Annotated in this window: 9 protein-coding genes and 1 tRNA gene; 4 read left to right on the forward strand and 6 right to left on the reverse strand. The window is 71.6% G+C overall.

Going from position 1 to position 12,216, the window contains the following annotated elements:
• Positions 1–73 precede the first annotated feature (73 nt).
• Complete coding sequence (locus AB0I91_RS22675; RefSeq protein WP_498780341.1) at positions 74–490, forward strand: DUF3995 domain-containing protein; 417 nt, start codon at positions 74–76, stop codon at positions 488–490.
• A gap of 120 nt (positions 491–610) precedes the next feature.
• Here AB0I91_RS22675 and AB0I91_RS22680 read toward each other — a convergent pair whose 3' ends face one another.
• Positions 611–1,777 carry an endo-1,4-beta-xylanase gene (locus AB0I91_RS22680; RefSeq protein ID WP_498780339.1) on the reverse strand — a complete coding sequence of 389 codons (1,167 nt, stop codon included), beginning with the start codon at positions 1,775–1,777 and terminating at the stop codon, positions 611–613.
• A gap of 222 nt (positions 1,778–1,999) precedes the next feature.
• On the opposite strand from AB0I91_RS22680, the gene AB0I91_RS22685 reads away from it, so the two are divergent.
• Together AB0I91_RS22685 and AB0I91_RS22690 are read left to right on the forward strand one after the other, a co-directional pair.
• Positions 2,000–3,232 carry an SGNH/GDSL hydrolase family protein gene (locus AB0I91_RS22685; RefSeq protein ID WP_499638602.1) on the forward strand — a complete coding sequence of 411 codons (1,233 nt, stop codon included), beginning with the start codon at positions 2,000–2,002 and terminating at the stop codon, positions 3,230–3,232.
• A gap of 205 nt (positions 3,233–3,437) precedes the next feature.
• Positions 3,438–4,109, forward strand: coding sequence for a lytic polysaccharide monooxygenase auxiliary activity family 9 protein (locus AB0I91_RS22690; protein WP_498780335.1), 672 nt, complete (start codon positions 3,438–3,440; stop codon positions 4,107–4,109).
• Between the two features lie 76 nt (positions 4,110–4,185).
• On the opposite strand, the gene AB0I91_RS22695 is transcribed toward AB0I91_RS22690, so the two are convergent.
• From AB0I91_RS22695 to AB0I91_RS22715, 5 genes are all read right to left on the reverse strand, one after another.
• Entirely contained in the window at positions 4,186–5,187 is a 1,002-nt protein-coding gene (locus AB0I91_RS22695) for a pectate lyase family protein (protein WP_499611442.1), read from the reverse strand.
• On the reverse strand, positions 5,184–6,179 hold the full coding sequence (locus AB0I91_RS22700; RefSeq protein WP_498780331.1) for a pectate lyase family protein: 996 nt from the start codon (positions 6,177–6,179) through the stop codon (positions 5,184–5,186). The genes AB0I91_RS22695 and AB0I91_RS22700 overlap by 4 nt, the downstream gene beginning before the upstream one ends.
• A gap of 19 nt (positions 6,180–6,198) precedes the next feature.
• Entirely contained in the window at positions 6,199–7,203 is a 1,005-nt protein-coding gene (locus tag AB0I91_RS22705; RefSeq protein WP_499638604.1) for a pectate lyase family protein, read from the reverse strand.
• 14 nt (positions 7,204–7,217) lie between these two features.
• The gene (locus tag AB0I91_RS22710) at positions 7,218–8,246 is read right to left on the reverse strand and encodes a pectate lyase family protein (RefSeq protein WP_498780328.1); all 1,029 of its coding nucleotides are present in this window, start codon (positions 8,244–8,246) and stop codon (positions 7,218–7,220) included.
• A gap of 310 nt (positions 8,247–8,556) precedes the next feature.
• Positions 8,557–8,630: transfer RNA gene (locus AB0I91_RS22715), tRNA-Arg, on the reverse strand.
• 313 nt (positions 8,631–8,943) lie between these two features.
• Between AB0I91_RS22715 and AB0I91_RS22720 the strand changes: the two genes are divergently transcribed.
• Complete coding sequence (locus AB0I91_RS22720; RefSeq protein ID WP_499638606.1) at positions 8,944–12,216, forward strand: hypothetical protein; 3,273 nt, start codon at positions 8,944–8,946, stop codon at positions 12,214–12,216.

Below are 12,216 nucleotides of genomic sequence, written 5' to 3' on the forward strand. Positions count from 1 at the left end.
GCGTCACGGTCCCTCAGCTTCCGTGCGCTAGCGTGCGGTGCTGCGACCATACGCAAGCGTACGGGGGTGTCGTATGACGGTGTTGGCCCTGCTCACGGCGGGTGTGCTGGTGCTCGTGGGCGCGTTGCACGTGCTGTGGGTCTTCTCGCCGTGGCCGTTGCGGAGCCGGGAGGAGTTCGCCCGGCGGGTGGTGGACGTGCCGCCGGAGGAGCTGCCCTCGGCGGGCCTCACGCTCGCGGTGGCCGTGCTGCTCGGCGTGGCCGCCTACCTCGTGGTCGGCCGGGCGGGCCTGGTGGGCGTGCCCGGACCGGCATGGCTGACGGCGGTGGGCACGGCGGGCGTGGCGGCGGTGTTCCTGCTGCGGGGAGCGGGCGGCCTCGCCGTCTCGTCCCGGAGGTCGACCGAGTTCGCCCGGCTCGACCTGCGGGTCTACTCGCCGCTGTGCCTGGCGCTGGCCACGTCCTGCGCGGTGATCGCGTTCGGCGGCTGATCCGTGGCGCGCCGACCCGTGACCTGGTGATCGGTGAAGTGGTGATCGGCCCCCGCCCGGACTCGGGGTCCGGACGGGGGCCGACGGCTTGCGGTGACGCGGTGGAACGTGCGTCGGGACCTACTTGGCGCAGGCCGGCAGGTGCGGGTGGCGCTCGCCGCGCTCGACCGACTCCTTGGCCAGCGTGCACTGCATGACGTCGTAGGCGGGCTTGCGGGAGAAGTCCTCCCACATCACGGTCGCCGCGCCCTCGCCGGCGAAGAACACCGGCACCCAGGAGTACTTGTCGGTGAAGCCCCAGATCGTGAAGGAGTCACAGCCCTCCACGTTGAGGCACGCGACGAGCGTCCGGTTGTAGTAGTCGGCCTGCTTGGCCAGCATCTCCGCGGTCGGCTTGCCGTCCGCCGGCAGGTCCATCCGCACGTCCAGCTCGGTGATGGCGGTGCCGAGACCGAGGTCGGCGAACCGCTTCAGGTTCGTCTCCAGGTCGCCGGGGAAGCCGTACCGGGTGCTGAGGTGCGACTGGGCGGAGAAGCCGTGCACCGGCACGCCCTGCGCCTGCAAGTCCTTGATCAACGCGAGGTAGGCGTTGCTCTTGGCGTTGACGCTCTCCACGCCGTAGTCGTTGAAGTACAGGTCGGCCTTGGGGTCGGCCTCGTGCGCCCAGCGGAACGCGTCCGCGATGATGCCGGGGCCGAGCTCGCGGATCCAGATGTTCTCGGTGGTGCGCAGCGCGCCGGTCTCGGTGAAGATCTCGTTGGCCACGTCCCACTGCTGGATCTTGCCCTTGTAGCGGCCGACCACGGTGGTGATGTGCTCGCGCAGGATCTCGCGGAGCTCCTCGGCGGAGAAGTCGCCCTGCTCGAGCCACGCCGGGTTCTGGCTGTGCCACAGCAGCGTGTGCCCGCGGACCACCTGGCGGTTGCGCTGCGCGAACTTCACGATGGCGTCGGCCATCCCGAAGTTGTAGCGGTCGCGCTCCGGGTGGATGTACTCCCACTTCATCTGGTTCTCGGCGGACACCGAGCTGAACTCCTTGGCCAGCACGGAGCGGTACTCGAGGTCCTTGGTGAACGGGTCCGGGTAGGGCTGGTCCTCGTGGTGGCCGCCACCGGCTGCGGCGGTGCCGATGTAGAACCCCTTGGGCGCCACCCAGCGGAGGCTGTCCTTCTTCGCGTGGCCCGCGGACAGCTCACCCGTGTCGGGAGAGGCCGCGGCCACGAGGGCCAGCGGAGAGGTCAACGCCACCGCGGCGAGCGCGGCGGTGACGAGGCGGATCGACTTCATGGCGGTCTTCGCTTTCTCGGACGACTACGACGGCGGCGTTCGAAAGTTTCGTCATTGATCCGGCAATTTTCGAGATGCCGGACCTTAAGACGGCCGCCGGGCGATCGTCAAGACTTCGTCAAGTAGTCACCGCCGCCCGTCGGTGCTGGTCGGAGAGTTTTGTCGGGGTCGAGCGCTACGGTGGTCGCCGAACGGACAAGTGAGTGACCGGGGGGCACGAGGATGAGGAAACTTGCGGTGGCGCTGGTCGCCGTGCTGGGACTGGCACTGGTCCCGGGCGGGGCGGCGGGTTCGGTCGGTGCGCCGGGCGTCGGGTGGAACGCGACGTGGGCCGCCTCGCCGCACGCGCCGACCGACGTGTTCGGGCCGAGTTGGGGAACGGTCGGGTTCGAGGACCACACCGTCCGCCAGGTGGTGCGGATCAGTGACGGCGGCGCGGCGGTGCGGATCAGGCTCTCCAACGCCTACGGCACGTCCCCGCTGGTGGTGACCGGCGCGACGATCGCCCGGACGGCGCAGGGCGCGGCGGTGCGGCCGAACACGGTGCGGCACCTGACGTTCGAGGGTCGGCGCTCGGTGACGGTGCCGGTCGGCGGTGAGGCGGTCGGCGACCTCGCGCCGCTGGCCGTGCCGCCGCTGAGCCAGGTCACCGTGACGCTGTACCTGGCGGGGAGGACGGGGCCCGCCACCGGGCACGCGTTCGCGAGCGCGACGAGCTGGCGGGCGTCCGGCGACCACCGGGCCGACGCGGCGGCGGACGCCTTCACCGAGACGTCGTCGTCGTGGTTCTACCTCAACGCCGTCGAGGTCGTCGACCTCACGCCGCGGCGCGAGGTCGTGGTGGCGTTCGGCGACTCCATCACGGACGGCACGGCGTCCACTGTGGACGGCGACAACCGCTACCCGGACGAGCTGGCGGAGCGGCTGGGCGGGCGGCGCGGCGTGGTGAACGCGGGCATCGGCGGCAACCGCGTGCTCAACGACTCGTCGTGCTTCGGCGAGAAGGCGACGGCGCGGTTCGAGCGCGACGCGCTGGCGCAGCCGGACGTGCGCACGGTGATCCTGCTGGAGGGCATCAACGACATCGGGTTCAGCCAGTTGTCGATCGACTGCACCACGCCGAACCCGGTGGTCACGGCGGCCGAGCTGATCGAGGGCTACCGGGAGCTGATCGGCAAGGCGCACGCGAGGGGCGTGCGGGTCGTCGGCGGCACGCTCCTGCCGTTCAAGGGCGCCGCGTACCACACCGAGGCGGGCGAGGCGGTGCGGGACGAGGTGAACGCCTGGATCCGCACCTCCGGCGAGTTCGACGCGGTGGTCGACTTCGACCGCGCGATGGCCGACCCGGCGGACCCGGACGCGTTGCGGCCCGCCTACGACAGCGGCGACCGGCTGCACCCGAACGACGCGGGCTACCGGGCGATGGCCGAAGCCGTCGACCTGTCCGTGCTGTAGCGCCGGCCGGCTCGCCCGAAACGCCCTCCCGACAGCCACCGGGAGGGCGTTTCGTCGAATTGCGGTCGAATGCGCGTCGAATGCGAACGCCTTGTCCGCCACCACTTCCCATTTCCGCGCACGCTTGGTTACAGTGCGATTTGGGAGCGCTCCCAGCCCACCCATGGTCACTACCAACATGGTTGTCCTCAACGAGGAGGAGAGAGTGGCGCTCATATCCGTCCCTGCGAACAAGAGTTTGCTCGTCAAGGCCTTCGCGACGGTCGCGGTCGTCGCCGGGCTCATGGCGAGCATGATGACCGGCGTCGCCCAGGCGCACGGGTCGACCGTCGACCCGCCGTCGCGCAACTACGGCTGCTGGCAGCGGTGGGGCAGCGATTTCCAGAACCCGACGATGGCCCAGCAGGACCCGATGTGCTGGCAGGCGTGGCAGGCCGACACCACCGCCATGTGGAATTGGAACGGCCTGTACCGCGAAGGTGTCGCGGGCAACCACCAGGGCGCCATCCCCAACGGCCAGCTGTGCAGCGGCGGCCGGACCGGTGGCATGCGCTACGCGGCGCTGGACAACCCGGGTCAGTGGAAGGCCGTGACCAAGCCGCGGCAGTTCACGCTCGACATCTGGGACCAGGCCCGGCACGGCGCGGACTACCTGCGGGTGTACGTGTCGCGGCAGGGTTACGACGCGACCACCACGCCGTTGGGCTGGAACCACCTGGAACTGGTCGCCACCACGGGCCGCTACGCGCCGTCGGACCACTACCGGGTCGCGGTGAACGCGGGCAGCCGCACCGGCCGCCACGTGGTCTACGCGATCTGGCAGGCCAGCCACTCGGATCAGTCGTACTACTTCTGCAGCGACGTCATCTTCCAGTAACCGGATGACCGTTCCGCGCCCATCCGGGCAGGGGTGGGCGCGGAACACCTTCCACCGCTCCGCGTGACGTGTCGGGTCAGACCTTGCCGGTGCCGGCGCCCTGGGTGACGAGCGCCTTCACGTCGGCGGGCGGGTCGAGGGTGTACTGGTAGTAGGTGCGCGGGTCGGTGACGGTGCCGCCGACGACCGGCTTGCCGCTGTTCACGTAGACGTTGTTCCGCTCGACGATGTTGCCCTTGGGCCCGGAGTAGCTGTTGGTCATGGGCTCTTCGACGTCGTCGAAGTAGTTGCCCTCGATCCAGCAGCCGGACTGGGCCTGGCACGCGGGGCCGGTGTCGCTGTTGTCGAGGAAGTAGTTGTTGAAGATGTGCACGGGGTTGCCGAACCGGGTGCGCGGGTTGCGCTGCGAGGTCTTGTCGAAGAAGTTGTGGTGGTAGGAGACCTTCAGGTGACCGGTGTCCTGCGCGCCGTTGCTGTCGGAGTGCCCGAGCAGCATGTTCTTGGCGTGGTCGTGCACGTGGTTCCACGACACCGTGACGTAGCTGGACCCGCGCTTGATGTCGATGAGCCCGTCGTAGCCGCGGGAGAGGTCGTTGTGGTCGATCCAGACGTGGTGGCTGAACATCTGGACGTTGATCGAGTCGTCCGTGGCGTTGCGGAACACCAGGTTGCGGATGATCACGTTGTGCACGGCGCCCGCCGGGGGCGTGGTCGTCTCGCTCACCGGCAGGCCGATGGTGAACCCGCCGCCGGTGACGCCCGACGCCGCGCCGACGCCCACGATGGTCTTGTCCGAGCTCACGTCGTGCATGCCGGCCGGCAGCGTGATCATGCCCTGCACCCGCACCACGCGTGGCCCGGTCGCCTTGATCGCGGCGATGAGGTCGGCGGCGGTGGACACGGTGACCTCGGGGCCGCCCGCGCCGCCGGTGGTGCCGTTCTGGCCGAGGGCGTTGACGGCGGCGAAGCCGATCGGCGCGGTGTCCGCGGTGACCGCCGGAGCGGCGGTCACCGGTGTGGCGACGGCCAGGCTGCCCATCACCGTCGCGGCGAGCGCGACCGCGGTGCTCCTCTTCACCGCGCCACCCCCTGCACGCGACCGACACCGGCGCCCGCCGTGACGATGCGCGGCACGGACGCGGGGTCGTCCACCGTGTAGCTGTAGTAGGTGCGCGGCTCCACGACGGAGCCGAGCGTCTCCGGCGCGCCCGAGCCCGCGTAGATGTTGTTGCGCTCCACCACGCGTCCCGGCCCGCTCTTGTCGTAGCCGGACAGGACCGGGTAGGCGACGTTCTCGAAGTAGTTGCCCTCGACCACGACGCCGGCGTCCATGGTGGACGCGACGCCGTAGAGCGAGTTGCCCCGGTAGTAGTTGTTGTAGACGTGCACGGGCTCGCCGAAGCGCACGCGCGGGTGGCGCTGGTCCGTGCCGTCGAAGAAGTTGTGGTGGTAGGTGACGCGCAGCTTGCCCTTGTCGCTGGTGTAGGTGTCGGAGTGGCCGAGCAGGGCGGCCTTGCTGTGGTGGTGGAAGTGGTTCCACGACACGGTGACGTAGTCGGAGTTGCGCTTGATGTCCAGCAGGCCGTCGTAGCCGTCGGACAGGTCGCAGTGGTCGATCCACACGTGGTGCGCGGAGTTGGTGACGCTGATCGAGTCGTCCGAGGCGTCGGTGAACCGCAGGTTGCGGATGATCACGTTGTTGCCCGGGCGGGTGGTGGAGCCGAGTTGCAGCCCGCCGCCGGTGATCTCGGCGGTGGAGCCGACGCCGACGATGGTCTTGTTCGCGACGACGGTCAGCATCTCGTCGCCGGTCTGGATCCGGCCGGACACCGAGATGACGTACGGCTCCTTGCGGCCGACGTAGTCGGCGAGGGCGGCGGCCGTGGTCACGGTGACCGCCTGGCCGCCCGCGCCGCCGGTGGTGCCGTTCTGGCCCAGCGCGTCGACCCCGGCGAACCCGTTGGCGGCGTCCAGCGGGCCGACTCCGGCCCAGGCGGCGCGTGGCACGGCGGCGGCCACGGCGGCGAGTGCCGTGCCGGCGAGCAGCCGACGACGGTTGATGGCGCTCATGGTCCTGGTCCTCCTGGGGTCAGATCCGGCCGACGCCGACACCGGCGGGGACGGTGGTGGGCAGGGTCGACGGGTTGTCGGGGGTGTAGGCGTAGTAGGTGCGCGGTTCGACCACCGTGCCGAGGGTCTGCGGCGTGCCGGAGTTGACGAAGACGTTGTTGCGCTGCACCACGCGTCCCGGTCCGCTCTCGTCGTAGCCGGAGTAGATCGGGTGCGGCACGTTCTCGAAGTAGTTGGCCTCCACCAGCACGCCGGCGTTCTCCGTGGACGCGACCCCGTACAGGCGGTTGTCGCGGAAGTAGTTGTTGTAGACGTGGATCGGCTCGCCGAAGCGGACGCGCGGGTGCCGCTGCTCGGTGGCGTTGAAGTAGTTGTGGTGGAACGTGACGCGCAGCTTGCCCGTGTCCTGGCCCGCGTTGGAGTCGGAGTGGCCGAGCAGCGCGGTCTTGCTGTGGTCGTGGAAGTCGTTCCACGACACGGTGATGAAGTCGGCGCCCCGGACGATGTCGATCAGGCCGTCCGCGCCGCCGCTGAAGTCGCAGTGGTCGATCCAGATGTGGTGGGAGGACTGCTGGATGCTGATCGCGTCGTCGTCCGCGCCGGTGAACTTGAGGTTGCGGATGATGACGTTCTGCCGGCGGTACATGTCGAGGCCGCCACCTCGGATCTCCGCGCCGGGCAGGCCGATGACGGTCTTGTTGGACCGCAGGCCCTGCTTGCTGCTGAACGTCATGATCCCGTCGACCTGGATCACGTAGGCTTCGTTGCGGTCGCAGTAGTCCAGGAATGTCTCGGTGTCCCGCACGGTGACCACGGGTCCGCCGACGCCGCCGGTGGTGCCGTTCTGGCCGAGGGTGTTCGTGCCGGCGAACCCGTCGGCGGTCTGGAACGGCGCCGCCCACACCGGGCTCGTGGTGACCGGGCTGGTGCGGACGGGTTCGGCGGTCGCGGCACGCGCGGTGACGGCGGTGAGGGCCGTCGCGGCGGCGCCGGTGAGGAGGCTGCGCCTGCTGATGTCGCTCATGGTCGGTGCTCCTGTCAGCTGCGACCGGTGCCCGCACCGGCGGGCACGATCGTGGGGACTTCGGCGGCGCGGTGGAGGGTGTAGCCGTAGTACGTGCGCGGCTCGACCACGGAGCCGCGGAGCTCGATCTCGTGGTTGCACTCGACGAGGATGTTGTCGCGGGCGACGATCCGGCCCAGGTCGCCGCTGAAGTCGACCCGGCCGGGGTTGTTGACGCTGAAGAAGTAGTTGCCCTCCAGCACCACGCCCGCGTTCATCGCCGAGGCCACGCCGTAGCTGTTGTCGCGGTAGTAGTTGTTGTAGACGTGCACGGACTCGCCGAACCGGACGCGCGGGTTGCGCTGGTCGGAGCCGTCGAAGTAGTTGTGGTGGTAGGTGACCCGCAGGCGACCGATGTCCTGCGCGCCGTTGTCGTCGTCGTGCCCGAGCAGCAGCGTCTTGTCGTGGTCGTGGAACCTGTTCCAGGAGACGGTGACGAAATCGCTGCCCCGTTTGATGTCGACCGCGCCGTCGTCGCCGTCGGAGAAGTCGTTGTGGTCGATCCAGATGTGGTGGCTGAACATCTGCACGTTGATCAGGTCGTCCGTGGCGCCGGAGAGGGCGAGGTTGCGGATGATGATGTTGTGCACGGCGTTGGCCGGGGGCGTGGTGACGTCGTCGTCCACCGGCAGGCCGATGGTGAGCCCGCCGCCGACGAGCCGCGCGTCGGAGCCCAGACCGGTGATCGTCTTGTCGGAGGCGACGGGGTGCATGCCGTCGCTGGTGCCGGTCGGCAGCGTGATAGTGCCCTTGACCTGCACGACCAGTGGTTCCGGCCGGGAGATGTAGTCCAGGAACTGCGCCGTGGTGGTGGCCGTGACGACGGCGCCGCCCGCGCCGCCGGTGGTGCCGTTCTGTCCCAGTGCGTTCACCGAGGCGAACCCGTCCGCGGTGGTCGCGGCCAACGCCGGCGCGGCGCCGGGCGCGGTGGCCGCGGTCGTGGCCAGCGCGGCGGCCACGACGACCTTCAGCAGGGCGCGCCGGTTCCCGGAAGATGTGGGCATGGCTATTTCCTCTCCCGTATGAGGGGTGAGTGCAGGGGTTATCGGGAAAGCGCTCTCTGATCGCACCGTAGCGCATGTTTCCGGCGTGTCAACGGCCCGTGGCGGCCCCGGTTCGAGGTTCACATATGTGGCCGCACTATTCGACTAACGGGTTCACATATGTGTCACCGAAGGCCCATTCCGGGTAACCGGGAATGCTCTGCGCGGCTATTCTCGCCCGCCGCGCGCGAAGGCGGTGCTGGTCTGGAACCGCCGACCGCGCCCCGCCGGGCTCGTCCCGGCGAGACGCGGTGGCACTGGGTTCCAGCGGCGCCCCCACCAGGAGTCGAACCTGGGACCTCGCCGTTCGTAGCGGCGCGCTCTGTCCTGCTGAGCTATGGGGGCCTGGTCGTGCGGCACTTCTCCGCGGTCGCCGACAATGGCGTCCCCGGTCTTCCGATTCCCTTTTTCGCGGTGCGCGAAAAGAGAAAGCCGCCCTGGTCGGTTCCCCGACGGGCGGCTCCCTGGACCGGACCTTTCAACAGGTCACGGCGGGGAGCACGGGCTGCCCGGACGGCGTCGACGCGTGTTCGTCATGTCCGCTCCTCGGCTCGGTGTGGACCCATCGTGCCGATCGGCCCGGGGTGCCGTCAAACTATTTCCGGGTCATTCTCCGAATCCGGTGGCGGACCGTCCGCCCGTTGACCAGAATCCGGCCGTGACCACCGCGCGACGCTTGCTCAAGGCCCTCGACCCGCTGCCGTACGGCGCGCGTCAACGCCTCCTCGCCCGCACCGCCCGCGAGGCGGCCGGCTCGACCGGGTTGGCCGCGCTGGTGAGCGAGCTGGCGGAACGGGGCGAGTTCGAACGGCGGACGGCGTTGCACCTGGCCTACGTGGCGGGTCACCGCGAGCACGTCGAGCAGTGCCTCTCGGCCGAGCAGACCTCGGTGGTCCGCCACGCGATCGGCGCGGCGATCCGGCTGGACGTGCCCGCCGAGGTGTTCCTGGCCCGGCTGCCGCACCTGCCGACCGCGCTGCGACAGGTCCTCTACACCGCCGTGCGCCGCCAGGGGCGCCACGCGTTGGCCGAGCGGCTGCTGCCGGTGGTGCGCGCGGCGTTCGGCGACCACGAGGCCGTCGGCCTGCTCCCGGTCTGCTCGTCGGACGTGGTCGCGGAGGCGTTGCCCGACCTGGAGCACGCGGTGACCAACTGGACCTCGCTCGGCCGCCGGCACCCGGCCGTGCTGCTGGACTTCGTCACCGCCGAGCTGGACGCCACCGCGCCGGTGGAGTGGCCGACGGTGTGGCACCGCTTCGGCGCGGCCGTGGCCGGGGCCGCGCCCGCCGAGCCCGACCGCGTGCTCGACCTGCTGGCCCGGGTGGTGCCGCACGCGCCGCTGTCGTGGCAGTTCGACGGCGTGATCGGCGGTCTCGCCCGGCACGCGCCCGCGCGCGTGGCCCGCCTGCTGGCCGACCCCCGCCGCACCGGGCACCTGCCCGATCGGCGGTCCCTGTGGCGCGCGCTGGCCGTGACCGGCGACGAGGAGCTGATCGCCGTCGCCCGACTGCTCCACGGCCCGCACCTGACCCGGTTCCTCCGCGCGATCGCGCCGTCCCGGCGGGCGGCGGTGTTCGCCGGCGCGTTCGGCGACCGCCCGGACGTCCCGCTGACCGCGGTGGACGAACTGCCCTCCGCCGCACGGCACGCCGTCGCCCGGCGGCTGCTGACCCTGCGCCGGGTCGCCGACGACCCCGGCTCCCGACTCGCCGTCACCGCCCGCCTGTCCTGGTCGGACGCCCGCGACACGTTGCTCGCCGCGACCCGCCGGGCCACCGCCGACGAACGCGCCGAGGCGTACCCGCTGTACCTGGCCGCGGCCGCCGCCACCCGCGACCCGGAGGTGTTCGGCGGTGTCGTCACCGGCCTGACCAGGCTCGCCAACGAGCAGGACCCGGTGCGGTCGGCCGCGATCACCGCGCTCGCCGCCGTGCCGGCGTGGCTGTTCCGCCCGGCCGAGGCCGACGCGTTCACCAAGGTGATGGTCGACGCGACCCAAGCCCGGGACTGCTCCTGGCAGACCCGGTCCGGGGTGCGCGACCTGGCGGAGGCGCTGATCCGCCAGGGCGCGGTGTCCCGCCGTCCCGAACTCGTCGACGCGGGCTTGGCCGGGATGGCCCACCTGGGCGCCCACCTGCCGTGGGTCGACCTGCACGGGCTGGACCGGTCGCTGCCGCGCGGCGCCGAGCACCCGGTGTTCGAGGCGCTGCGACCGAGGCTGGTCGCCGACGCCCGGCGCGGCCGGTTCGAGGTCGTGCTCGGGCTCGCCATGGGTCTCGGCCGGCGCGCCTGGCACGTGCCGGGCCTGCAGGACCTGCTGGACCAGGCGCGGTCGGCCGAGGACGACGGCGTGGTGCGGCGCGCGGTCGACCTGTGGCTGGCGCCGCGCGACCAGCGCGGCGCACGGGTGGAGCGCGTGCTCGCGGACGACCCGTCCACCATCACGTTGCCCTCGGTGCAGGCCGCGGTCTCGTTGCGCCGCACCGACCTGCTGGACCGGGTGATCGGCCGGTCCCCGCACGGCCGGTTCCTGCGCCGGGGCGTGCGGTACGTGCCGCCGTTCCGGCAGTGCTTCGACCGGTGGCTGCCGCGCCAGGTCACCGCGTTCGCCGCCGAGCTGGCCGCGCTCGGGACGTCCCGGCACGCCAACCCGTACGAACGCGCCGGCGCCGTGCGGGCGCTCGGCCGGCTGCCGGGCACGGCCGACCTGGTGCGCGGGTTCCTCGCCGACGGCGAGGTGCAGGTGGTGGAGGCGGCGCTGGCCGCGCTGGCGTGGACCGACGAGCCCGCCGACGTGCTGCCGGACCTGCTCGCGCACGTCGACACCGACCGCGCGCGGGTCGCCGTGTACGCGATGACCCGCTGCGCCCGGTTCACCTCGCCCGACCGGCTCGGCGCGCTGCTCGCACCCGTGCTCGAAGGGCCGAAGGTGACCGCGCGCAAGGAAGCCGTGCGGCTGATCGCGCAACACCGCACGCCGGGCGCGGTGGCGGCGTTGGCCGGGGCTTGGGAGAACGGCCATCGCGACGTGCGGCGCGCGTTGGTGTCCGCGACGCGGTGGTTCCTCGACGACGAGGCCGCCTGGGAGCTGCTGGCCCGGGCCGTCGCCGACGAGCACGCCGTGGCGGGCGCGGTGGTCCAGTGGCCCGACGCGGTGCCGCGCCGTCACCGCGCCCGGTACGCGGACCTGGTGCGGGTGCTCGCGGACTCGCCCGACCCGGACACCGCCCGGCTCGGGCTGGGCGCGGCGCCGTACTGGGCGCGCTGGTCGGAGGGCGGCGCCGAGCTGCTGGTCGGCCGCGTGACCGACCTCGCCGACACGGCGACCTGGTGGTACGCGCTGGTCGCTCTCGTGCGGCAGTCCACGACGGCCGACGTGACGCCACTGAGGGCCGTGGTCGCGGCGCTGCTCGCGCAGCTCGGCCGGTTCGACGCGGAGGAGGACCGCGACCTGCCCGCGCGGCAGCGGATCGCGGCGCTCGTGGGTCAGCTGGCCGAGAGGCGTGACTCGGACGGATCGCGTGCGGCCGCACGTGCCCTGGTCCCGGACCTCGTCGCGGCCGGGTGCCTGCCGTGGGCGGTCAAGCTCGCGGTGGTCGCCGTCCCGTGGGAGGAATCCGGCCCGGAACTGGACGCGTTGCGCGAGGTGGCACGGCTGGCCGTGCGGCCGACCATCGCGTGGCAGGCCGCCAGGGAACTGGCGGACGTGCTCCCGCACGTGCTGCGGCGGGTGTCCCGGCCGCGGCTGCTGGACGTGGCCGGGACCCTGGTCGCCGAGGGCGCGCCCGCGATGGCCCTGTCGATCACGACCGCCGCCGGTCGTGACGCCGGGTGGCCCGCGCAGTGGCGCGACCTGCTGCGCGGACTGCGCCGGCACGACGACCCGGACGTGCGCGAGGCCGCGTCGGAGGTGTTCACCAGCGCGGAGTGA

The sequence above is a fragment of the Actinosynnema sp. NPDC049800 genome (assembly GCF_040656635.1).
In the GTDB taxonomy this organism is placed as follows: domain Bacteria; phylum Actinomycetota; class Actinomycetes; order Mycobacteriales; family Pseudonocardiaceae; genus Actinosynnema.